The sequence below is a fragment of the Microbacterium sp. NPDC055312 genome (assembly GCF_053645675.1).
Genome location: NZ_JBSHMU010000002.1, coordinates 443,130 through 463,842, shown reverse-complemented (window position 1 = coordinate 463,842; position 20,713 = coordinate 443,130). Strand labels below are relative to the sequence as shown.

Annotated in this window: 21 protein-coding genes; 5 read left to right on the top strand and 16 right to left on the bottom strand. The window is 70.4% G+C overall.

Annotation, left to right across the window (positions count from 1 at the left end; translation table 11 throughout):
• Nucleotides 1-89 precede the first annotated feature (89 nt).
• Nucleotides 90-1,664 (top strand): molybdopterin-dependent oxidoreductase, encoded by a 1,575-nt coding sequence (locus tag ACWIDW_RS06600; RefSeq protein WP_454123935.1) that lies wholly within the window; start codon nt 90-92, stop codon nt 1,662-1,664.
• A 95-nt stretch (nt 1,665-1,759) separates the two neighbouring features.
• Here ACWIDW_RS06600 and rocD read toward each other — a convergent pair whose 3' ends face one another.
• From rocD to ACWIDW_RS06570, 6 genes are all read right to left on the bottom strand, one after another.
• Entirely contained in the window at nt 1,760-3,037 is a 1,278-nt protein-coding gene (gene rocD, locus ACWIDW_RS06595; protein WP_454123933.1) for an ornithine--oxo-acid transaminase, read from the bottom strand.
• An 11-nt stretch (nt 3,038-3,048) separates the two neighbouring features.
• Nucleotides 3,049-3,945 (bottom strand): dimethylargininase, encoded by an 897-nt coding sequence (gene ddaH, locus ACWIDW_RS06590; protein WP_454123931.1) that lies wholly within the window; start codon nt 3,943-3,945, stop codon nt 3,049-3,051.
• A 169-nt stretch (nt 3,946-4,114) separates the two neighbouring features.
• Entirely contained in the window at nt 4,115-5,098 is a 984-nt protein-coding gene (locus ACWIDW_RS06585) for an NAD(P)-dependent alcohol dehydrogenase (RefSeq protein ID WP_454123929.1), read from the bottom strand.
• A gap of 1 nt (nt 5,099) precedes the next feature.
• Complete coding sequence (locus ACWIDW_RS06580; protein WP_454123927.1) at nt 5,100-5,315, bottom strand: helix-turn-helix transcriptional regulator; 216 nt, start codon at nt 5,313-5,315, stop codon at nt 5,100-5,102.
• Nucleotides 5,315-5,749 carry a hypothetical protein gene (locus tag ACWIDW_RS06575; protein WP_454123925.1) on the bottom strand — a complete coding sequence of 145 codons (435 nt, stop codon included), beginning with the start codon at nt 5,747-5,749 and terminating at the stop codon, nt 5,315-5,317. Before ACWIDW_RS06575 ends, ACWIDW_RS06580 begins: the two co-directional genes overlap by 1 nt.
• A gap of 92 nt (nt 5,750-5,841) precedes the next feature.
• Nucleotides 5,842-6,402 carry an acyl-CoA thioesterase gene (locus ACWIDW_RS06570; protein ID WP_454123923.1) on the bottom strand — a complete coding sequence of 187 codons (561 nt, stop codon included), beginning with the start codon at nt 6,400-6,402 and terminating at the stop codon, nt 5,842-5,844.
• 120 nt (nt 6,403-6,522) lie between these two features.
• On the opposite strand from ACWIDW_RS06570, the gene ACWIDW_RS06565 reads away from it, so the two are divergent.
• Nucleotides 6,523-7,032: an N-acetyltransferase family protein gene (locus ACWIDW_RS06565; RefSeq protein WP_454123921.1), complete on the top strand. Its 510-nt coding sequence runs from the start codon at nt 6,523-6,525 to the stop codon at nt 7,030-7,032.
• A 128-nt stretch (nt 7,033-7,160) separates the two neighbouring features.
• Here ACWIDW_RS06565 and pntB read toward each other — a convergent pair whose 3' ends face one another.
• The 5 genes from pntB to ACWIDW_RS06540 form a co-directional block, all read right to left on the bottom strand.
• Nucleotides 7,161-8,561 (bottom strand): Re/Si-specific NAD(P)(+) transhydrogenase subunit beta, encoded by a 1,401-nt coding sequence (gene pntB / locus ACWIDW_RS06560; protein ID WP_454123919.1) that lies wholly within the window; start codon nt 8,559-8,561, stop codon nt 7,161-7,163.
• Nucleotides 8,558-10,111 carry a Re/Si-specific NAD(P)(+) transhydrogenase subunit alpha gene (locus ACWIDW_RS06555; RefSeq protein ID WP_454123917.1) on the bottom strand — a complete coding sequence of 518 codons (1,554 nt, stop codon included), beginning with the start codon at nt 10,109-10,111 and terminating at the stop codon, nt 8,558-8,560. Before ACWIDW_RS06555 ends, pntB begins: the two co-directional genes overlap by 4 nt.
• 134 nt (nt 10,112-10,245) lie before the next feature.
• Nucleotides 10,246-11,907 carry a cytochrome b/b6 domain-containing protein gene (locus tag ACWIDW_RS06550; RefSeq protein ID WP_454123916.1) on the bottom strand — a complete coding sequence of 554 codons (1,662 nt, stop codon included), beginning with the start codon at nt 11,905-11,907 and terminating at the stop codon, nt 10,246-10,248.
• Nucleotides 11,908-11,909: 2 nt separating this feature from the next.
• The gene (locus tag ACWIDW_RS06545; RefSeq protein WP_454123915.1) at nt 11,910-12,881 is read right to left on the bottom strand and encodes an electron transfer flavoprotein subunit alpha/FixB family protein; all 972 of its coding nucleotides are present in this window, start codon (nt 12,879-12,881) and stop codon (nt 11,910-11,912) included.
• 1 nt (nt 12,882) lies between these two features.
• Entirely contained in the window at nt 12,883-13,659 is a 777-nt protein-coding gene (locus tag ACWIDW_RS06540) for an electron transfer flavoprotein subunit beta/FixA family protein (protein WP_454123914.1), read from the bottom strand.
• Nucleotides 13,660-13,774: 115 nt separating this feature from the next.
• Between ACWIDW_RS06540 and ACWIDW_RS06535 the strand changes: the two genes are divergently transcribed.
• From ACWIDW_RS06535 to ACWIDW_RS06525, 3 genes are read left to right on the top strand one after another with little or no spacing between them, the layout of a single operon-like run.
• Entirely contained in the window at nt 13,775-14,311 is a 537-nt protein-coding gene (locus tag ACWIDW_RS06535; protein ID WP_313355916.1) for a MarR family winged helix-turn-helix transcriptional regulator, read from the top strand.
• The gene (locus ACWIDW_RS06530) at nt 14,311-14,778 is read left to right on the top strand and encodes an SRPBCC family protein (protein WP_454123913.1); all 468 of its coding nucleotides are present in this window, start codon (nt 14,311-14,313) and stop codon (nt 14,776-14,778) included. Before ACWIDW_RS06535 ends, ACWIDW_RS06530 begins: the two co-directional genes overlap by 1 nt.
• Nucleotides 14,779-14,783: 5 nt before the next feature.
• Nucleotides 14,784-15,233, top strand: a complete 450-nt coding sequence (locus tag ACWIDW_RS06525) for a YdeI/OmpD-associated family protein (RefSeq protein ID WP_454123912.1) — start codon at nt 14,784-14,786, stop codon at nt 15,231-15,233.
• Between the two features lie 172 nt (nt 15,234-15,405).
• Here ACWIDW_RS06525 and ACWIDW_RS06520 read toward each other — a convergent pair whose 3' ends face one another.
• The 5 genes from ACWIDW_RS06520 to ACWIDW_RS06500 form a co-directional block, all read right to left on the bottom strand.
• The gene (locus ACWIDW_RS06520) at nt 15,406-15,843 is read right to left on the bottom strand and encodes a putative immunity protein (RefSeq protein ID WP_454123910.1); all 438 of its coding nucleotides are present in this window, start codon (nt 15,841-15,843) and stop codon (nt 15,406-15,408) included.
• 8 nt (nt 15,844-15,851) lie between these two features.
• The gene (locus ACWIDW_RS06515) at nt 15,852-16,628 is read right to left on the bottom strand and encodes an enoyl-CoA hydratase-related protein (protein WP_454123908.1); all 777 of its coding nucleotides are present in this window, start codon (nt 16,626-16,628) and stop codon (nt 15,852-15,854) included.
• A 353-nt stretch (nt 16,629-16,981) separates the two neighbouring features.
• The gene (gene mmsB / locus ACWIDW_RS06510; protein WP_454123907.1) at nt 16,982-17,869 is read right to left on the bottom strand and encodes a 3-hydroxyisobutyrate dehydrogenase; all 888 of its coding nucleotides are present in this window, start codon (nt 17,867-17,869) and stop codon (nt 16,982-16,984) included.
• A complete protein-coding gene (locus tag ACWIDW_RS06505) occupies nt 17,866-19,056 on the bottom strand; it encodes an acyl-CoA dehydrogenase family protein (RefSeq protein ID WP_454123905.1) in 1,191 nt (396 codons plus the stop codon). The genes mmsB and ACWIDW_RS06505 overlap by 4 nt, the downstream gene beginning before the upstream one ends.
• Nucleotides 19,057-19,067: 11 nt before the next feature.
• Nucleotides 19,068-20,591: a CoA-acylating methylmalonate-semialdehyde dehydrogenase gene (locus ACWIDW_RS06500; protein WP_454123903.1), complete on the bottom strand. Its 1,524-nt coding sequence runs from the start codon at nt 20,589-20,591 to the stop codon at nt 19,068-19,070.
• Between the last annotated feature and the right edge of the window lie 122 nt (nt 20,592-20,713).

Here is a 20,713-nt window from a genome sequence, read left to right as displayed (position 1 = left end):
CGAGACATGGCGCGGTGCGCTCGGTCTCGTGCTGGAACGGAAGTCTCGCGGCGCGTCCGGGCGCGGCTCGGCGCGCCTAGCCTGAAGAGATGGATGCATCACCCAGACGGCGCGGAATGGCGGCCTTGGCGGGTGTCGCGGCAGCAGCGCTCGGCGCGGGCGCGGGCGAGCTGCTCGCGTCGCTGATCGCCCCGTCGTCCAGCCCGTTCGCGGTGATCGGGGGCACTCTGATCGATGCCGCTCCTGCCTGGGCGAAAGACACCGCGATCGCGTGGTTCGGCACCGCAGACAAGACCGCGCTGCTCGTGGGCATCGGGATCGTCCTGCTCGCCCTCGCCGCCCTCGCCGGGGTCGCCGAGGTGCGCTGGTCGCGCTCGGGAGTGATCGCGCTCGCCGCGATCAGCGTCGCCGCGGGCGCGCTCGCCCTCACCCGAGCGGATGCCGGGATGCTGGCGTGGCTGCCGTCCGTGATCGCCGGCGCGGTCGCCGCGACGGCGCTGCGGATGCTGGTGCGCAGCGCTCCGCTCGCGGTCGGGACGGCCGCGCCGCGGCACGCCGAGCACGCCGAGAGCACGGCATCCGTGCCCGAGACCGGCCCGTCACGCCGTCGCTTCCTCGCGTGGGCGGGCGGCACCGCGCTCGTCGGCGTCGCCCTGGGCGTCGCCGGCGCGGTGACGAAGGCGGGCTCGGCGGCGGTGTCGACCGTACGCGACGCGCTCCGCCTGCCGCGCCCGGCGACGCCGGCGCCGGCCGTGCCGCCGGCCGCCGCCCTCGAGGTGCCGGGCCTGACGCCCCTGATCACCCCGAATCCCGACTTCTACCGCATCGACACCGCCCTCATCGTGCCCGCTGTCGACCCGGCCGACTGGCGGCTGCGCATCCACGGCATGGTCGCCGACGAGGTCACCCTGACCTGGGACGAGCTGCTCGCGCTGCCGCTGACCGAGCGTGCGGTGACGCTGTCGTGCGTGTCGAACCCGGTCGGCGGAGACCTGGTCGGCACGGCCGTCTGGCTGGGGTACCCGATCCGCGAGCTGCTGCAGCGCGCCGGTGTCGACGCCGACGCCGACATGGTGCTGTCGACCTCGGCAGACGGGTTCACCGCGAGCACTCCCCTCGAGGCGCTCACCGACGATCGCGACGCCCTGCTCGCGATCGGCATGAACGGCGAACCGCTGCCGCAGGCTCACGGCTTCCCCGTGCGGATGGTGGTGCCCGGCCTGTACGGCTACGTGTCGGCGACGAAGTGGGTCACCGACCTCGAGGTGACGCGCTTCGACCGGGCTCGCGCCTACTGGACGGATCGCGGCTGGTCGGAGCGCGGGCCGATCAAGCTGCAGTCCCGCATCGATGTGCCCCGACCGGGCCGCGCCATCGACGCCGGCGACGCGGTGATCGCCGGCATCGCCTGGCAGCCGGGCACCGGGGTCTCCAGAGTCGAAGTGCAGATCGACGACGGCCCGTGGGAACGCGCCGAGCTGGCATCCGCCCTCTCCGACGACACCTGGGTGCAGTGGCGCATGCCCTGGCGCGCCGAGACGGGCGAGCACAGCATCCGCTGCCGTGCGATCGCCGTCGACGGCACCGTCCAGACCGACGCCGAAGCGCCGCCCGCGCCCGACGGCGCGAGCGGCCTGCACACGATCATCGCGACCGTCTCCTGACGCCGAGAAACCACTTTCGGCGTGAGAAACACGCTCACGCGTGATTCGTCATGCCGAAAGTGGTTTCTCAGTGCGGGCGGGGTGCGGGCGGGGTGTCAGCCCGCGAGCACGAGGCGCAGCTGCTCGACGGCCCAGTCGAGCTCGGTCGCCCGGATCACGAGCGGCGGCGCGATGCGGATCGTCTGACCGTGCGTGTCCTTGACGAGCACGCCCCGCTCGCGCAGCTTCTCGGCGACCTCGCGACCTGTGCCGAAGGCCGGGTCGATGTCGACGCCCGCCCAAAGTCCGGCGATGCGCACCGCGGTGACGCCGTGGCCGATGAGCGGCTCGAGGTCGGTCGCCAGGTGAGCCCCCAGCTTGCGGGCCCGCTCCTGGAACCCGCCGGTGCTCAGCATCTCGACGACCTTCCGGCCGACCGCTGCCGCCAGCGGGTTGCCGCCGAAGGTCGAGCCGTGCTCGCCGGGGCGAATGACGCCCAGCACGTCGCGATCGCCTACGACGGCCGAGACGGGCAGGATGCCGCCGCCGAGGGCCTTGCCGAGCAGGTACAGGTCGGGAACGACCCCCTCGCGGTCGCACGCGAAGGTCTCGCCGACCCGGCCGAGTCCCGACTGGATCTCGTCGGCGATGAACAGCACGTTCTTCTCGTCGCAGATCTCGCGCACCCGGCGCAGGTAGCCCTCAGGCGGGATGATCACCCCGCCCTCGCCCTGGATCGGCTCGATGAGCACCGCGGCGGTGTCATCGGTGATCGCGGCGGCGATCGCATCCGCATCCCCGTACGGCACCGTGTCGAAACCGGGCGTGTACGGGCCGAAGTCGTCGCGCGCCTGCTCGTCGTCGCTGAAGCTGATGATCGTGGTCGTGCGGCCGTGGAAGTTGCCGGCCGCGACGATGATGCGCGCCCTGCCCTCGGCGATGCCCTTGACCCGGTAGCCCCACGCGCGCGCGACCTTGATGCCGGTCTCGACCGCTTCGGCGCCGGTGTTCATCGGCAGCACGAGGTCTTTGCCGCACAGCTCGGCGAGCGCGGCGGCGAACGGCTCGAGCTGGTCGTTCATGAAGGCGCGGCTGGTGAGCGTGACGCGGCCCAGCTGCGCGACGAGCGCTTCGACGATCGCCGGATGCCGGTGGCCGAAGTTCACGGCCGAGTAGGCGGCGAGCAGGTCGAGGTAGCGCTTGCCGTCAGCATCCGTCACCCACACGCCGTCGCCCTCGGCGACGACGACGGGCAGCGGGTGGTAGTTCTCGGCGACGTGCGGCTCGGGGCTCGACGCTGAGCCCACCTGGGCCCCTGAGCCCACCGTGGCCCCTGAGCCTGCCTGGGCCCCTGAGCCCACCTGGGCCCCTGAGCCTGTCGAAGGGCGATCCATCACGCCGCTCATCATGCACCCCGCAGTTCGAGAGTGCAGCACTTGATGCCGCCCCCGCCGAGCAGCAGCTCCGACAGATCGACAGTGATCGGGTTGTAGCCGCGCTCGCGCAGCTGCTTCTCGAAGCCGGTCGCCCGCGGCGAGATGATCACGTTGTAGCCGTCGCTGGCGGAGTTCAGGCCGAACACCGCGCCGTCCTCGTCACTGACGAGGATCGCATCCGGGAAGCGCTCCTCGAGGATCGCGCGGCTGGCGTCGTCGAACGCGCCGGGGAGGTACGCGATGTTCGCGCGCTCGGGTCCGCCGTTCTCGACGCCCTGCACCGGGTCGAGCACCGCGATGGCCGTGTCGAGGTGGTAGAACCGCGGGTCGGTCAGGGTGAGCGAGACGACCTCGCGGCCGAAGACCTCGCCCACTTCGCGGTGGCTGTCGCCGGTGGAGCGGAAGCCGGTTCCGGCCAGGATCACGTCGCCGACGAGCAGGAAGTCGCCCTCGCCCTCGTTGACCTCTTGCGGCATGACGGTGTCGAAGCCGTTGGCGCGGAACCAGTCGGCGAAGGCGGGCGCCTCGCCCTGGCGCTCGACGAACCGGAACTCGGGCACGTAGGCGCGCCCGCCGATCACGAATCCGCCGTTGGCGGTGTAGACCATGTCGGGGTAGCCGGCGAGCGGCTCGATGAGCTCGACCTCGTGGCCCAGCTCGAGGTACAGGTCGTACAGCTTCTGCCACTGCGCGACGGCGTTGGCGGTATCTGTGGGTCGCGCGGGCTCCATCCACGGGTTGATGGAGTAGTTGACCGTGAAGTGCTCGGGCCGGCACATCAGGTAACGGCGGTGGTGCGCGGTGCGGGTGGCCACGTGACTGGGCCCCTGAGCCTGTCGAAGGGTGGCGGTTTCGGGCATGGACATGAGTGCTCCTCACAAGGTGCGGCGGACGCTGTCCAGGGGCCTGGCGGAAGTTCGACCCGCTCCTCGATGGGAGCACGGGGAAGATGCGACACAGGCACGCCACCTCCATTTTTGCATCCGGATGCTGGATGCCGCCACCCTCCGTGCCCGACCGCCGCGACCGACGCCGTCACTCCCCGCCGTGCACGACGACCTTCCCGACCGTGTGGCCCGCCTCGACGTGGGCGAGCGCGCAGCCGGCATCCGAGAACGGGAACCCGCGCTCGATCACGGGATGCAGCCTGCCGGCGGCGGCCAGCTCGAGAAGCCGCCGCAGGATCTCCGGCCGGGCCGTCGCGGCCAGCGACCGGATGCGCCGGCGCGAGCCGAGTGAGAGCAGCGCCGCCCTCAGCATCCGGGGCACGGGGCCGAGCACCCGTCCGTCGTCACCCCCGACCAGCACCACCGTCCCGCCGTCGCGCACGAGCCGGCGCAGCGCTCGCAGCGGAGCCCGGCCGGCGATCTCGATCACGGCGTCGTAGGTGTCGGCGGGCAGCTGCACCGCGGGTGTGCTGCGGTCGATCGCGGTGGCGCCGAGCTTCTCGAGCACGTCGCGATTGCGCGCAGCGCAGGTCGCGTCGACCCGCGCTCCGCGTATGGCCGCGAGCTGCACGGCGAAGGTGCCGACACCGCCGGATGCTCCGAGCACGAGCACGCGATGGCCGTCGCCGACCGCCGCGGCATCCAGCGCCTGCCACGCCGTCCCGCCTGCCATCGGCAGGGTGGCGGCGTCGACCGCGCTCACCGTCGGCGGCCGGTGCGCGAGCCGCGAGACGGGGGCGACCGCGTACACGGCGAGTCCTCCCCCGCCGGGCAGCTCGACCACGACCTCGTCGCCGACGCGCGCCGAGGCGACCCCCGCGCCCACGGCGACGACCGTGCCCGCGACGTCCATGCCGCGCACGGGGTTGCGCGGGCGACGGATGCCGTACACGAGCCGCAGCAGCAGCGGTTCGCCGGTCATGAGGTGCACGTCTGCCGCGTTGAGGGCGGTCTCCCGCACCGCCAGCAGCACCTCGTTCCTGCCGGGTTGCGGGATCGGGCGCTGCGCGGGGCGCACCCCCGACGCGGGCCCGTACTGGTCCTGCTCCCACGCGTTCATCGTCTCGGCCATGTCATGCCTCCGGATACTGGAAGACGTCGTCGATTCCCACGTCGAACGCGTGGGCGATCTGGAAGGCGAGTTCGAGCGAGGGCGAGTACTTCCCCTGCTCGATCGCGATGAGCGTCTGCCTGGTGACGCCGATCCGAGCAGCGAGCTCGGCCTGGGTCATCCCGGTCTGCTCACGCCACGCACGGATCGTGTTGGTGACGAGCGTGGGCTTGACCATCAGACCAGCCCGCGACGGTAGGCGGTCACCCGTGCGATGCCGCCGACGAATGCCGAGACGGCGAACCCGGCGAACATCGTCTGCGCGACCCAGAACAGCTCGGCGCCGACGGCGCACAGCGCGATCACACCGAGTCCGGCGATCACTAGAAAGGCGTGCTCGACACGACCGCCGAGCCGGCTGATGTCGCGGTCGCGGATGTCGGAGGCGGTCGCCGATTGCAGATCGCGGACTCCGGCGACGATGCCCCACGCGACACTGATCAGGATGCTCAGCGCGATGCCCGCGCCGATCGTCCACAGCATCAGAGGCAACCAGTCAACCGTGCTGATATCGCCGCCGCCGGCCTGCACGAGCACGATGACGACGTAGCCCGTGATCGTGATGACCGACGCGATGAGCTGCGCCCACGCCACGCGTTCGTGATAGACCATGACCGCACCTCCATGTCAAAGATTCTTTACATGGAGAGTAAGGCCCGAACGGCCGCGATGTCAAGAATTCTTTACATTGCCGCGGGGATTGCTCAGCGCCAGATGCTGGGCGCGGGCTTCCTCGTCGACGGCAGCGCCGACGCCGACGCCCAGTCGTGGATCCACGGCTCGACCTCGGGCAGGCCGGACGGCTTGCCGACGGCCGCGAACAGCTCCTCGTTGGTCACGGTGCCGCCGCTGCGGCGCAGCATCCGAGAGCTCACGATCACCCGCGCGTACACCTCGCCGTCCACCACGGCGCGGTGCTCGAGGAAGACCGCCTTGTCGTCGTGACCGACGAAGCGCGACTCGACGTCGAAGCGCTGCCACAGCTCCAGCGACTTGCGAAAGGTGACCGTCTCGCTCGAGACGACCGCGTACCAGCCGCGATCCTTCATCGCGTCGAACAGGCCGGTGCGGATCAGCAGGTCCCACCGACCGAGGTCGAACAGCGACAGATAGCGGCCGTTGTTCATGTGACGCAGGATGTCGATGTCGGTCGGCAGCGTGGTGAGCCGGATGCGGCTGACCGCCGAGGGCTCGAGGGCGCCGCCGCGGCGCGTGCGCCGCCGCGCCTGGAGGATGACGAGGAGGGTGCGCCAGATCACGTTCACAAGGGGCGATAGTAGTGATCCACGAGGGATCACCCAACTTCATTGGCTGATCACGACATGCGCGCGCATGTGTCTGTCGCCGATTTCACCTCCGCGACGGCGGCGCGTAGAGTCACGCACATGAGCACCGAAGCCCATACCGAGATCATCGTCCGACCCGTCCGCGATGTCGATGCGGAGGCCCTGGGTCGCGTCCACGCGCAGTGCTGGCACGAGACCTACGACCACCTGATCAGCAAGGCCGCTCTCGAGCGCATCTCCCCTCGCCGCATGGCCGAGCTGTGGACGAACTGGGCTCGCCAGGGCGACGACTTCCGCATGAGCGCGGCTCTGGTCGACGGCGAGATCGTCGGCTTCGTCGGCTCGGGTCCGGCTCGCGACAAAGATGCCCCGGCACTGCGCGAGCTGTACTTCATCTACCTGCTCGACGAGCACCACGGCACCGGAATCGGGCAGAAGCTGTTCGATGCCGCCGTCTACGAGAACGAGCCGTGCTACCTGTGGGTGGCCGAAGACAACCCCCGCGCGCACCGGTTCTACCAGCGCAACGGGTTCACCCTCGACGGCGAGAGCCACACCGAGCCGTTCCTGGGCGAGCAGCTCACCGAGGTGCGCTTCGTGCGAGCCTGACGGCCTGCCTTTTCTTCACCGAGACCCCGGGTTCGTGCCGAGACCCCTGGCTGTGGACGTTCACAGCTGGGGGCCTCGGCTACAACCGGGGGTGTCGGCGTAGGGGCGTCCGGGCGGGGGCGGCCGGGTCAGAGGGCGCGGATGATGTCCTCCACCCGCTCCTTCGCGTCGCCGAACAGCATCTGCGCGTTGTCGCGGAAGAACAGCGGGTTCTGCACGCCCGCGTAGCCGGCCGCCATCGAGCGCTTGAACACGATGACGTTCTCGGCCTCCCAGACGTGCAGCACAGGCATCCCGGCGATCGGACTTCCCGGGTCCTCCGCCGCGGCCGGATTCACCGTGTCGTTCGCGCCGATCACGAGCACGACCGAGGTCGACGCGAAGTCGTCGTTGATCTCGTCCATGCCGAGCACGATGTCGTACGGCACCTTCGCCTCGGCCAGCAGCACGTTCATGTGGCCGGGCAGACGCCCGGCGACGGGATGGATGCCGAAGCGCACCTCGACGCCGCGCTCGCGCAGCCGCGCGACGAGGTCGGCGACGGGGTACTGCGCCTGCGCGACGGCCATGCCGTACCCGGGGGTGATGATGACGCTGGTGGCCGTCGAGAGCATCGACGCGGCGGCTGCCGCGGTGATCTCCCGGTATTCGCCGTGCTCGTCGTCCGAGGAGGCGGAGGCGACGATGCCGAAGCCGCCGGCGATGACCGACAGGAACGAGCGGTTCATCGCCTTGCACATGATGTACGACAGGTACGCACCAGACGATCCGACCAGGGCACCGGTGACGATGAGCAGGTCGTTGTTCAGCAGGAAGCCGGCGGCGGCCGCCGCCCATCCCGAGTAGCTGTTCAGCATCGACACGACGACGGGCATGTCGCCGCCGCCGATGGAGGCGACCAGGTGCCACCCGAGCGCGAACGCCAGCACGGTCACGGCGATGAGCAGCCAGAGCTGCTGGTCGACGACGAACCAGACGGTGAGCGCGACGAAGGCGACGAGCGCGCCGACGTTCAGCACGTTCTTGCCGGGCAGCATCAGCGGGCGTGACGACATCTTCGCCGACAGCTTCAGGTACGCCACGATCGACCCGGTGAAGGTGACACCGCCGATGAAGACGCCGATGAACACCTCGGCGTTGTGGATGTCGACCAGCTGCGGCGGGATCGGCGCGTGCGCGAGGTGCCCGTTCCAGCCGACGAGCACCGCGGCCAGGCCGACGAAGCTGTGCAGCAGGGCGATCAGCTCGGGCATCTCGGTCATCTGCACGACCTCGGCGCGCCACAGCCCGATCGCCGCACCGATCAGCACGCCCGCGCCGAGCAGGCCGAGACCGAGGGTCGCCCCGGGCTCACCCCAGGCGTCGGCAAGAGTGAGCGCCAGGGTCGCGCCCAGCGCGATCGCCATCCCGGCGATGCCGTAGATCACGCCCGCGCGCGCGGATTCGTGCCGGCTGAGACCGGCGAGGCTGAGAATGAAGAGCAGTGCCGCCACGATGTACGCGGCGGCGGCGAAGGCGGCGACGCTCACTTGCCGGCTCCCTTCGTCGCTCCGAGGGTGAACATGCTGAGCATCCGTCGGGTCACCGCGAAGCCTCCGAAGATGTTGATGCTGGCGACCAGCACCGCGACGGCCGCGACCACCTGCACGACGGGGTTGGCGTCGGTGATCTGCAGCATCGCGCCGACGATGATGACGCCGGAGATGGCGTTGGTGACCGACATGAGCGGCGTGTGCAGCGCGTGGTGCACCTTGCCGATGACGTAGAAGCCGATCACGACCGAGAGCATGAGCACGGTGAAGTGCTGCGGCAGCGGTGCGGGCGCGAACGCGTTCACGAGGAACAGCGCGGCGATGCCAGCGACGATGAGACCGGCCTTCTTCCCGGCGGTCATCGGCTTCTTCTCGGGGACGGGTGCGGGTTCGGCCTTCGGAGCGGATGCCGCGGGCGCCGCCGCGACCTGCACCGCAGGCGGTGGCCACGTGATCTGGCCGTCTCGCACGACGGTGACCGAGCGCTGCACGACGTCGTCGAAGTCGATCGTGAGTGCGCCGTCCTTGTTCGGGGTGAGCAGGGCGACGAGGTTGGCGACGTTGGTGCCGTAGAGCTGGGATGCCTGGGTCGCCAGGCGCGATGCCAGGTCGGTGTATCCCAGGATGATCACGCCGTTCTCGGTCACGACCCGTTCGCCGGCGACAGACCCCTCGACGTTGCCGCCCTGGGCGGCCGCCATGTCGACGATGACGCTGCCGGGTGTCATGAGCGCGACGTCTGCGGCGGTGATCAGCCGGGGCGCCGCCCGCCCGGGGATGAGCGCGGTGGTGATGATGATGTCGACGTCGGCGGCCTGCTCGGTGTAGATCTCCGCCGCGCGACGGTCGTAGTCGGCACTGGTGGCCTTCGCGTACCCGTCGGTCGACTTCTCGACCTGCACGTCGACGGCGAGATACGTGCCGCCGACCGACCGCACCTGGTCGGCGACCTCGGGACGCGGGTCGGTGGCGCGCACGATCGCGCCGAGGCTGGACGCCGCTCCGATCGCGGCGAGACCCGCGACGCCGGCGCCCGCGACGAGCACCTTCGCCGGAGGAACCTTGCCCGCTGCCGTGACCTGGCCGGTGAAGAAGCGCCCGAACTCGTGCGCCGCCTCGACGACCGCGCGATAGCCGGCGATGTTCGCCATCGAGCTGAGCACGTCCATCGACTGCGCGCGCGAGATGCGCGGCACGGCGTCGAGCGCCAGGGCGGTGATGCCCCGCTGCGCGAGTGACTCGACGAGCTCGGGACGCAGCGCCGGCGAGAGCAGCCCGATGAGGGTGGCGTCGTCGCTGAGGCGGGCGATCTCGGCATCCGTCGGCGGGTTGACCTTCAGCACCACCTCGCTCTCCCAGGCCTCAGCCTGGGAGACCAGGCGGGCGCCCGCGCGCACATACTCCTCGTCGGGGTACGAGGCGCGCGCGCCGGCACCCTTTTCGACGACCACCTCGTGGCCGAGCTTCCTCAACGTCTGCACGGTCGCCGGGGTCGCGGCGACCCGCGCCTCACCCGGCTGCTCCTGCACGATTCCGATCCGCGACATCGCGATCCTCTCCCTCCGGCGACTTCGCCGGCTGCGCTCACACTACTGAGCGCGACGGAAGGAACGAGGGCGCATTCCGCTCTGTGGACGATCAAGAAACCCGGTTCTTGCGCCGAGACGCAATCCCCACCGGATCAGCGGCCGGACACCTGCCCGAACAGCTTGGCGATCGGCGCGAGCACCAGCGGACGGGCGGCGAACCAGCCGGCGGCGACGACCGCCATCGCGCCCACGAACACCCAGAACCCGGTCCAGACATCCGCGTACGCGATGCCGTCGACCGATCCCTGCGCGGCGAACATGTGGTTGAGGTTGCGCAGCGCCCCGGTGAGGAACACGAGCGCGACGTGCACGATGATGAACGCGACGAAGTACAGCATCACCGGGAAGTGCAGCGCGCGAGCCCACTCGACCGGGTACGCCTTCGAGAGCTTCTCGGCGTTCTTCGGCCACAGCCCCGACATCCGGAATCCGGTGACGATGGCGAGAGGCGCGGCGATGAACACCGTGACGAAGTAGGCCAGCTGCTGCAGGCTGTTGTAGTTCACCCAGCCGTTGTCGGTCGGCCAGTCGAACGAGACATACTGCAGCCCGGCCGACAGCGCGTTCGGGAAGACCTCCCAGCTCGTCGGCACGATGCGCGCCCAGTGACCCGTGGTGAACAGCAGCACGACGAAGATGACGCCGTTGATGATCCACAGCAGGTCGAGCGCCTGGTGGAACCACAGCGTCAGGCTGATCTTGCCCTTACTGTTGCCGCGCGGCGTCCAGAACACGGTGGGTCGCTTCTCGGTGCGCACGCGCAGGCCCGAGCGGATGATCAGCACCATCAGGAAGATGTTGAAGAAGTGCGCCCAGTTCGCCCACGGGGCGAATCCCGGCTCGACGGCGACGGCGGGGTGGTACTCACCCGGGTAGGTCGCGAGGAAGTCCTGCATGAACGGCATGCTGAGGAAGGCGCGTGTGAGGAACACCGCGGCGAGGGCCAGCAGCCCGAGGGATGCCAGACCCAGCAGTCCGCCGATGGCCTGCGGCCAGGTGGGCCGCAGCGGCGAGGATTCGGGCAGCGGCGCGGCCGCGTGCCGCGGGGCGCGGCCCGGCCACACCGTGCGCGGGAACGACAGCGGGGTGGAGACATCAGGACGGGATGCCGCGGCGACCGCGACCTCCTGGCTGACGGGGACGCCGGTGACCTCGGTCGCCGCTTCGTCATGATGCACGGCCTCGTCGATGGTCGCGGCGGGTGCGCCGGCGTCTGCGATCACGGGAACGATTCCGACCGGCGGCCACGGCTCCCCTCCCGCGACGCGTGGCAGCCCGCGTCGGACCGGTGCCGACGCTGCGGACGCCGCAGGCCCGCCGACAGCACGGGACGTCGCCGACCGAGCGGCTTCTTCACGCGAAGGAGCCGTGCTCTCGGCGAGGTCCCGTTCACTCGACGCGCCGGCTGCGGCGCCGGCTGCGGCCGCGGCCGCGGGGGCGGCGTCGGCGGATGCCACGGACGCGGCGTCCGCAGGAGGCCACGGCTCACCGCCCGCTACACGAGGAAGCCCCCGCCGCAGGCGCACGCGCGCCGACCCCTGGGCATCCGGACCCCCCTCGTCGAGAGCATGGGACGTCGACGACTGCACGCCCTGTTCACGCGAAGGAGCCGTACCCTCGGCGAGGTCCCGTGCTGTCGACGCGGTGGGCGGCTCGGCGGGTTCGGTGGGAGCAGGGGGTTCGACCTCGGTGGCGGGAGGCCACGGCTCGCCGCCCTTCACCCGCGGAAGGCCGCGGCGGATGGTTGCGGCCATGGTCACTTCTTCCGGGCTTCGAGCGCCTCGATCAGCTGCGGCACCACGGTGAACACGTCACCGACGATGCCGAAGTCGGCGACGTCGAAGATCGGAGCGTCGCCGTCCTTGTTGATCGCCACGATGGTCTTCGCGGTCTGCATGCCGGCGCGGTGCTGGATCGCGCCCGAGATGCCGAGCGCGACGTACAGCTGCGGCGAGACCGAGACGCCGGTCTGCCCGACCTGGTGCGCGTAGGGGATGTATCCGGCATCCACCGCGGCGCGCGACGCGCCGACAGCCGCGCCGAGCGCGTCGGCCAGCTGCTCGACGAGCACGAACTTCTCCTTCGAGCCCAGTCCGCGGCCGCCCGAGACGACCCGGGTGGCTCCGCGCAGCTCGGGCCGCGACGAGGTCTTCTCCTCGGCGGCGATCTCGCCTGCGGCGGCGGCGACCGCGCCGGATGCCGTGACCGCCAGCTCCTCGATCACGGGCGAGGCGACCGCCTCGGCGCGCGCGTCCACGGCGCCCTGACGGATGGTGACCACGGGGGTGCCGAAGGTGGGCGCGGAGTCGGTGAGATACGAGCCGCCGTAGACGGAGTGCTGCGCGGTCACGCCCTCGTCGTCGCGCGAGACGCCGACCGCGTCGACCGAGAGGGCGAGCTTCTCGCGCACGGCGAAGCGGCCCGCGACATCGCGACCGGCGATCGAGTTCGAGATGAGCACGGCATCCGGCTGCACCTGACGGTAGGCGCTCTGCAGGGCATCGACGGCCGGCACGGTCAGCGACGAGGTGTCGCCCGGCGCCGTGAGCACGACCTGCGCGCCGGCTGCCGCTGCGGCGTCGGTCGCCGCCTGGCTGCCACCGACGATGAGCGCCACCGGCGCTCCGATCGTCGAGGCGGCGCCGATCAGTGCCGCGGTGCTGCTGGCGGCCGCGCCGGACGGGTCGACATCGACGAGGACGAGGATCGACTTCTCGGGGTACGCCATGTCACACCAGCCTGTTCTGCGCGAGGAATTCGACGAGCTGCGCCGCCGCGTCGCCCTCGTCGGTGATCTTGACTCCGGCGGCGCGCGCCGGCTTCTCGGCGACACTCGTCATGATCGTGCGGGGGGCGAGCGCCGGGTCCGCCGAGACACCGAGGTCGGCCAGCGAGAGCACCTCGAGGGGCTTCTTCTTGGCGGCCATGATGCCCTTGAAGTTGGGGAACCGGGCATCCGGAAGCGCCTCGGTGATCGAGATGACGGCCGGCAGCGGCACAGTGACGTCCTGCGTACCGGCGTCGCCCGTGCGGGTGCCGGTCAGCTGCCCGTCACCGATCTCGACCGCGCTGAGCGCGGTCGCCTGCGCCCAGCCGAGGTGCTCGGCGAGCATCGCGGGGATGACTCCGCCGACGCCGTCGGTGGAGAGGTTGCCGGTGATGACCAGGTCGGGCTCGCCGCGACGGATCGCGGCGGCCAGCACCTCCGCCGTGAGGGTCAGGTCGGCTCCGCGCAGCTCTTCGTCGACGACGTGGACCGCCGAGCCTGCGCCGATCGCGAGCGACCGGCGCACGGATGCCGTGGCCGATTCGGGGGCCATCGACAGGCTCACGACCTCGGTTCCGGGGTTCTTGTCGGCGTACGACAGCGCGACCTCGAGCGCACGCTCGGTGATCTCGTCGAGCACGACGTCTCCGGCCGCTCGATCGGCCAGGCCGGTCTCGAGATCGAGCTTGCGGTCTCCGTAGGTGTCGGGCACTTCCTTCACCAGGACGTAGATCTTCATCGAACCTCCCTCACGCAGGTTCGATCCTACCCGCGCGATCTTCTGGAATCAGGTGTCACATCTAATGATACTCAGTCTCGCGCTGGTGTGGGTCGGCTGCCGATAGCGTTGACGCATGGCCCGTCCCCGACCGCTTCCCATCGACCCGCTCGCCGAGGCGAAGAGGCAGTGGCTCGCGCACGGCTGGACCGACGCCGCCGAGGGCATGGCCGTGGTCACGTCGGTCATGCGCGCGCAGCAGCTGCTGCTGGCGCGAGTGGATGCAGCTCTCAAGCCCTTCGAGGTCACCTTCGCCCGCTACGAGGTGCTGCGCCTGCTCGCATTCAGCCGCACCGGCACCCTGCCGCTGTCGAGCGTCGTGGCCCGTCTGCAGGTGCACGCGACGAGCGTCACCAGCACCGCCGAGCGCCTGGTGCGCGACGGCCTGGTGCGTCGCGACCCGCATCCGCATGACGGACGCGCCGCGCTGCTGACCCTCACCGAGTCCGGTCGCGACCTCGTCGAGCGCGCCACGGCGGCGCTGAACACCGAGGTGTTCTCCTCCCCCGGCCTCGACGCCGATGATGCGGCATCCCTGGTCGGCATCGTCGCCCGGCTGCGCAAGAACGCCGGCGACTTCACCGATCCGCGCCCGCTGCCCGACCCGCTCTGATGCCGTCGTTCACTCTCGAGCGCGTCATCCCCGCGCCGCCGGAGGACGTGTTCGACGTCTCGCTCGACGTGGGCCTGCACCTCGCGTCGCAGCGCTCGCACGGCGAGCGCGTCGCATCGGGACGCACGTCGGGCCGCCTCGAGGAGGGTGAGCAGATCACCTGGAGCGCCCGGCACTTCGGCCTGCGGTTCCGGATGACCTCGCTCGTGTTCGACGTCGATCGCCCTCGTCGCTTCCGTGACCGTCAGGTTCGCGGACCGTTCGGGTCGTTCGTGCACACGCACGAGTTCGTGCCTCTCGACGGCGCCACTCTCATGCGCGACACGATCGACTTCCGCTCTCCGCTCGGCCCGCTGGGGCGAGTCGTGGATGCCATGGCCATGCGCCGGCACCTGATCCGGGTGATCACCGAGCGCAACGACGCGATGAGCGCCCATTTCGCAGGAGCCGCACCTTTCCTAGGATGACCGGCATGAGCGAGCTGACGCTGCACACCGTTCTCGAGCCGATGGGCCCGGCCGGAGCCATCGTGCTCGACGACGAGCAGGTGGCGGCGTTGAGCGATGCCAAGGCGTTTCCGGTCGTGGTGACGATCGGCGATCGATCGGCCCGACTGCGCCTCGCCCGCATGGGCGGCAGGAACCTCATCGGGTTCAGCAAGGCGGTGCGCGCCGAGATGGGCGTCGACCTCGGCGACGAGTTCGACGTGATCATCGCCCCGGATGCCGATGAGCGAACAGTCGACGTTCCCGACGTGCTGGCCGCCGCGCTGGATGCCGACCCCGTCGCGCGGGCCGCCTTCGAGGGCCTGTCGTACACGCGGCGGAAGGAGATCGCCCGCTCGATCGCCGAGGCGAAGCAGGATGCCACGCGCCAGCGCCGCCTCGAGAAGACCCTCGCCGAGCTGCGCACCGCGGTCTGACCTCGTTCGGCCGCCTGCTACTCGTGCCCGGCCGCGCCCGCCACCGCACCCCGCAGCCGCGCCGGCCCCAGCCCGCGAAACTTGGGTTCCAGCATGAAACAGTGCTCCAGAGGCGCCGTCTCGTGCTGGAAAGCAAGTCTCGCGAGAATCGCCCGGCGCGCGATGCGTGCGCTCAGTCACCCTCGTAGACGTAGTGGTCGAAGCGCTCGGGCACACGCATCCGCTGCCAGGCGAGCTCCTCGTCGCGACGCGAGCGGTCGCCCGGAAACGCCTTCGCCGTGTAGCGGGGCACCTGCCGGGCGTGCCCGGCCATGTGCGCGACGGCCGCCGCCTGCCCGCACACGCGCGCGGCGGCGATGGCGTTCGGATCGGTCGATTCCCGGGCGGCGGCATGGCAGGCGAACGCCCGCTCGCGCACCTCGTCGATGCCGAGCTCGCCGCGCAGGAAGGCCTGCGCCGCGTCGAGAGCATCACGCGGCCGGCTGTCGTGTGGACGCTCGGCGAGGAACAGCGGCAGCATCCGCTCGGCGCACGCCACCGTCCACTGCACGAGCTCGCGCCGGTCGGCCTCGGAGAGGGTCAGGTCGTCGTCGTCAGGCAGTGCTTCCATGGCGATACTCATCGGTGCTGGAAATGAGGGGGGCGCTTCTCGCGGAACGCGGCCATCCCCTCCTTCTGATCCGCCGTGTCGAACAGCGCGGCGAACTGACGCTTCTCGACGTCGAGGCCGGCTGCGAGGGTGGTCTCCATCGCGGCATCCAGCGTCGCCTTGGCCGCGTACAGCGACGGCAGCGACTTCGAGGCAATCGTCTCGGCGAGCGTGGTGGCTTCATCGAGCAGGTCGGCCGCGGGAACCACGCGCGAGACGAGTCCGATGCGCTCGGCCTCGTCGGCCTTGATCAGTCGACCCGACAGGATGAGCTCGGCTGCCTTGTAGTAGCCGACCGCGCGGATGAGCCGCTGCGTGCCGCCCATGCCCGGCACGACGCCGAGGTTGATCTCGGGCTGGCCGAACGTGGCGGTGTCGGCGGCGAGGATGATGTCGCACATCATCGCCAGCTCGCAGCCGCCGCCGAGCGCGTAGCCCGATACGGCGGCGATCACGGGGGTCCGCACCGCGGCGAAACGGGTCCACGCGCCGAAGTGGTCGGTATCGAGCATCTCGGCGCCGGTCTTGGACTCCATCTCCTTGATGTCGGCGCCCGCGGCGAACGCCTTCTCGGAGCCGGTCACCACGATCGCGCCGACGCCGTCGTCAGCATCGAAGCCGGATGCCGCGGCCGCGACCTCCTCGGAGACCTGGCCGTTCAGCGCGTTCAGCGCCTCGGGCCGGTTGAGGGTGATCCAGCCCACCCGTCCTCGCTGTTCGACAAGGATCGTCTCGTACTCGGACATGTCGCTCCCCTCCCGCCGCCACGTCGCGGCGCCTCCAGTATCTCAGGTCGGTCCGACGTCGCCGCCTTCGAACTGCCCGGCGGTGGTCCCGAATGGCTGCCTCCTCGCGGACGAGGCGGCCATAGGCCCAGCTGGCACCCTGGACGCCGAGCCCGTGAGGTGCGCCCCGCGCGCCCCTGCTGCGACTGGTCCCGAATGGCTGCCTCCTCGCGGACGAGGCGGCCATATAGGCCCAGCTGGCACCCTGGACGCCGAGCCCGCGGGGTGCGCCCCGCCAGCCCGGGCGGCGACTGGTCCCGAATGGCTGCATCCCCGCGGACGAGGCGACCATATGGGCCCAGTCGACAGCTGCCTCAGACCGTGCCCTCGCGGATGTCGGTGATGATGCCCGAGAAATCACGCGTCGCCCCCGCGCCGTCGGCGAACGCGGCGTACAGCTGCTGCGCGAGGCGGCCCATCCTGGCATCCGTTCCGGTCTGCTCGATCGCCTGCAGCGCGAGACCGAGATCCTTCGCCATGAGCGCTCCGGCGAATCCGGGCTGGTAGTCACGGTTGGCGGGACTCGTGGGCACGGGCCCGGGAACGGGGCAGTTGGTCGTGATCGACCAGCACTGACCGGATGCCTGAGAGACGACGTCGAACAGTGCCTGATGCTCGAGCCCGAGCCGCTCGCCGAGCACGAAGGCCTCGGCGACGGCGATCTGCGACACGGCGAGGATCATGTTGTTGCACACCTTCGCGGCCTGGCCGAGCCCCGGACCGCCGCAGTGCACGATGCGCTTGCCCATGACCTCGAGCAGCGGCAGCGCCGCGGCGAAGTCGTCGTCGGACCCGCCGACCATGAACGCCAGGGTGCCGTTCTCGGCGCCGACCACTCCGCCCGAGACGGGTGCGTCGATGTTGCGATGCCCGGCGGCGATCGCCAGCTCGTGCGCGGTGCGCGCCTCGTCGACGGCGATCGTCGACGACTCGATGAACAGCGTGCCCGGCCGCGCCGCGGCCAGCAGCTCATCCTGGTAGGCGGCGATCACGTGCTTCCCGGCGGGGAACATGGTGATCACGACCTCGGCATCCGCCACCGCCGCGGCGCCGCTGGAGGCGACCGGGATGCCCGCCGCGCGCGCCGCGTCGATCGCGGCCGGCACGAGGTCGAACCCGTGCACCTCGTGCCCGGCTTTCACCAGATTCACGGCCATCGGCAGGCCCATGTGTCCGAGACCGAGGAAGGCGATGCGGGTCATGATGCGCTCCGCATCGACGCCGACCCCGCCGGGCGCAGCATCTCGCGTCCGACGATGAGCCGCATGATCTCGTTCGTCCCCTCCAGGATCTGGTGCACGCGCAGATCGCGCACCACCCGCTCGAGGCCGTAGTCCTGCAGGTAGCCGTAGCCGCCGTGCAGCTGAAGGGCCCGGTTGGCGACCTCGAAGCCCGCGTCGGTGGCGAAGCGCTTCGCCATGGCGCACCGCATCGTGGCATCCGGAGCCTTCTCGTCGACCGCCTGCGCGCCGTCGCGCACCATCAGCCGGGCCGCCTGCAGCTCGGTGCGCATGTCGGCGATCGCGAACAGGATCGACTGCTTCTCGGCCAGCGGCTCGCCGAAGGCGACCCGCTCGTGCACGTACTGCACCGCCTTCTCGATCGCCCACTGCGCGCCGCCCAGCGAGCAGGCCGCGATGTTCAGCCGGCCCCCGTTGAGCGCGGACATGGCGATCGCGAAGCCGCGCCCCTCGTCGCCGAGCAGGGCGGATGCCGGAACACGCACCCCGTCGAAGATCACCTGACGGGTGGGCTGCGCGTGCCAGCCCATCTTTTTCTCTTCCGCGCCGAAGCTGAGGTTCTCTGCGTCGCCCGGCACGAGGAACGCCGAGATGCCCTTCGCTCCCGAGCCGGCCTCACCCGTGCGCGCCATCACCACGTACACCGCGGCCTCGCCGGCGCCCGAGATGAACTGCTTCACCCCGGTGAGCACGTAGTCGTCACCGTCGCGAACGGCGCTGGTGGCGAGGTTCGCGGCGTCGGAGCCGACGCCGGGCTCGGTCAGGCAGTAGCCGCCGAACTGCTGCATGGCGGTCAGCCCGGGCAGCCACTGCGCACGCTGGTCGTCGTCGCCGTAGGTGTCGATCATCCACGCCACCATGTTGTGGATGGAGATGTACGCGGCGACCGCAGGGTCGCCCTTCGCGAGCTCTTCGAAGATGGCGACGGTGTCGGTGCGGCTCAGCGCGGAACCGCCGAACTCCTCGCCGACGTAGATGCCGCCCAGGCCCAGCTCTCCGCCGCGCTGCAGCGACTCGCGCGGGAAGATGTGCTTCTCGTCGCGCTCGGCGGCGTGCGGGGCGAGCTCGGTCTCGGCGTACTCGCGCACGGCGCCGAGGATCGCCTCGCGCTCCTCGGCGGTGACGGTGGTCGGTTCGATCATGGTCATGGCTCCGGCTCCTAGGACATCGTGGGGATGACGAAGCTCGCACCGTCGCTGGGCCCCTGAGCCTGTCGAAGGGCGCCGTGGGAGGGCCAGCGGCTCGTCACCGTCTTGGTCTTCGTGTAGAAGCGGAACGCGTCGGTGCCGTGCTGGTTGAGGTCGCCGAACCCGCTGCGCTTCCAGCCGCCGAAGGTGAAGTACGCGATCGGCACGGGAATCGGCACGTTCACGCCCACCATGCCCACGTTCACGCGGGCGGTGAAGTCACGCGCGGCGTCGCCGTCGCGGGTGAAGATCGACACCCCGTTCCCGTATTCGTGCTCAGATGCCATGGCCAGCGCCTCTTCGTAGTCGGCGGCGCGCACGATCACCAGCACCGGGCCGAAGATCTCCTCGCGATAGATCGCCATGTCGGTCGTGACGTGGTCGAACAGGGTCGGGCCGAGGTAGAAGCCCTCCTGGTGGCCGTCGACGGAGAACCCCCGGCCATCCGCGAGCAGTGTGGCGCCCTCGTCGATGCCCTGCTGGATGTACCCGGTGACACGGTTCACGGCGTCGCGCGTGATCAGGGGGCCGTAGTCCACGCCCTCGGCGAGCGAGGGCCCGACCTTCAGCTCGGCGACGCGCTCGGTGAGCGTGGCGGCGAGGGCATCCGCGGTCTCCTCCCCCACCGGCACCGCGACCGAGATCGCCATGCAGCGCTCGCCCGCCGACCCGAACCCGGCACCGATCAGCGCGTCGGCGACCTGATCGAGGTCGGCATCCGGCATGACGATGAGGTGGTTCTTCGCCCCGCCGAAGCACTGCGCGCGCTTGCCGTTCGCGGTCGCGGTCGTGTAGATGTACTCGGCGATCGGGGTGGATCCGACGAAACCCACGGCCTGGATGCGGGGATCGGTGATCAGGGCATCCACCGCCTCCTTGTCGCCGTGCACGACGTTGAAGACGCCGGCCGGAAGGCCCGCCTCGAGGAACAGCTCGGCCAGCTTCACCGGCACGGAGGGATCGCGCTCGCTCGGCTTGAGCACGTAGCTGTTGCCGGATGCCAGGGCGGGGCCGGCCTTCCACAGCGGGATCATGGCCGGGAAGTTGAACGGGGTGATGCCCGCGACGACGCCCAGCGGCTGGCGCATCGAGTAGACGTCGATGCCGGTGCCGACGCCGGTGGAGTACTCGCCCTTGAGCAGGTGCGGAGCGCCGATGCAGAACTCGATGACCTCGAGCCCGCGCTGCACGTCGCCCTTGGCGTCGTCGAAGGTCTTGCCGTGCTCGCTCGAGAGCAGGCGGGCGATCTCGTCCATGTCGCGGTTCACGAGATCGACGAAGCGCATGAGCACGCGCGCTCGCTTCTGCGGATTCGCGGCGGCCCAGGCGGGCTGCGCGGCCTCGGCGACGTCGATCGCCGCGCGTACCTCGTCGGACGAGGCGAGCGGCACCCGGGCCTGCACGGCACCCGTGCTCGGCTCGAAGACGTCGGCCATGCGGCCGCCGCTGGGTTCGACGTGCTTTCCGCCTATGAAGTGGGGGATGATCCGAGTCATTGTGAGACACTCCTCTGCGCCGTCTTTGGCACAGTGACAACGATACGCGGCCGTCCAAACAATTACTAGGGCTTCCTACTAACGCGCTCGAGCCGAGCCTCAGCTTTGCGTCGGCTCAAGAT

Excerpts from the sequence above, each read along its gene's own strand:
- ACWIDW_RS06600 (WP_454123935.1), top strand. The coding sequence starts at position 90 with ATGGATGCATCACCCAGACGGCGCGGAATGGCGGCCTTGGCGGGTGTC.
- rocD (WP_454123933.1), bottom strand. The coding sequence starts at position 3,037 with ATGGATCGCCCTTCGACAGGCTCAGGGGCCCAGGTGGGCTCAGGGGCC.
- ddaH (WP_454123931.1), bottom strand. The coding sequence starts at position 3,945 with ATGTCCATGCCCGAAACCGCCACCCTTCGACAGGCTCAGGGGCCCAGT.
- ACWIDW_RS06585 (WP_454123929.1), bottom strand. The coding sequence starts at position 5,098 with ATGGCCGAGACGATGAACGCGTGGGAGCAGGACCAGTACGGGCCCGCG.
- ACWIDW_RS06580 (WP_454123927.1), bottom strand. The coding sequence starts at position 5,315 with ATGGTCAAGCCCACGCTCGTCACCAACACGATCCGTGCGTGGCGTGAG.
- ACWIDW_RS06575 (WP_454123925.1), bottom strand. The coding sequence starts at position 5,749 with ATGGTCTATCACGAACGCGTGGCGTGGGCGCAGCTCATCGCGTCGGTC.
- ACWIDW_RS06565 (WP_454123921.1), top strand. The coding sequence starts at position 6,523 with ATGAGCACCGAAGCCCATACCGAGATCATCGTCCGACCCGTCCGCGAT.
- ACWIDW_RS06555 (WP_454123917.1), bottom strand. The coding sequence starts at position 10,111 with ATGTCGCGGATCGGAATCGTGCAGGAGCAGCCGGGTGAGGCGCGGGTC.
- ACWIDW_RS06550 (WP_454123916.1), bottom strand. The coding sequence starts at position 11,907 with ATGGCCGCAACCATCCGCCGCGGCCTTCCGCGGGTGAAGGGCGGCGAG.
- ACWIDW_RS06545 (WP_454123915.1), bottom strand. The coding sequence starts at position 12,881 with ATGGCGTACCCCGAGAAGTCGATCCTCGTCCTCGTCGATGTCGACCCG.
- ACWIDW_RS06540 (WP_454123914.1), bottom strand. The coding sequence starts at position 13,659 with ATGAAGATCTACGTCCTGGTGAAGGAAGTGCCCGACACCTACGGAGAC.
- ACWIDW_RS06535 (WP_313355916.1), top strand. The coding sequence starts at position 13,775 with ATGGCCCGTCCCCGACCGCTTCCCATCGACCCGCTCGCCGAGGCGAAG.
- ACWIDW_RS06530 (WP_454123913.1), top strand. The coding sequence starts at position 14,311 with ATGCCGTCGTTCACTCTCGAGCGCGTCATCCCCGCGCCGCCGGAGGAC.
- ACWIDW_RS06525 (WP_454123912.1), top strand. The coding sequence starts at position 14,784 with ATGAGCGAGCTGACGCTGCACACCGTTCTCGAGCCGATGGGCCCGGCC.
- ACWIDW_RS06520 (WP_454123910.1), bottom strand. The coding sequence starts at position 15,843 with ATGGAAGCACTGCCTGACGACGACGACCTGACCCTCTCCGAGGCCGAC.
- ACWIDW_RS06515 (WP_454123908.1), bottom strand. The coding sequence starts at position 16,628 with ATGTCCGAGTACGAGACGATCCTTGTCGAACAGCGAGGACGGGTGGGC.
- mmsB (WP_454123907.1), bottom strand. The coding sequence starts at position 17,869 with ATGACCCGCATCGCCTTCCTCGGTCTCGGACACATGGGCCTGCCGATG.
- ACWIDW_RS06505 (WP_454123905.1), bottom strand. The coding sequence starts at position 19,056 with ATGACCATGATCGAACCGACCACCGTCACCGCCGAGGAGCGCGAGGCG.
- ACWIDW_RS06500 (WP_454123903.1), bottom strand. The coding sequence starts at position 20,591 with ATGACTCGGATCATCCCCCACTTCATAGGCGGAAAGCACGTCGAACCC.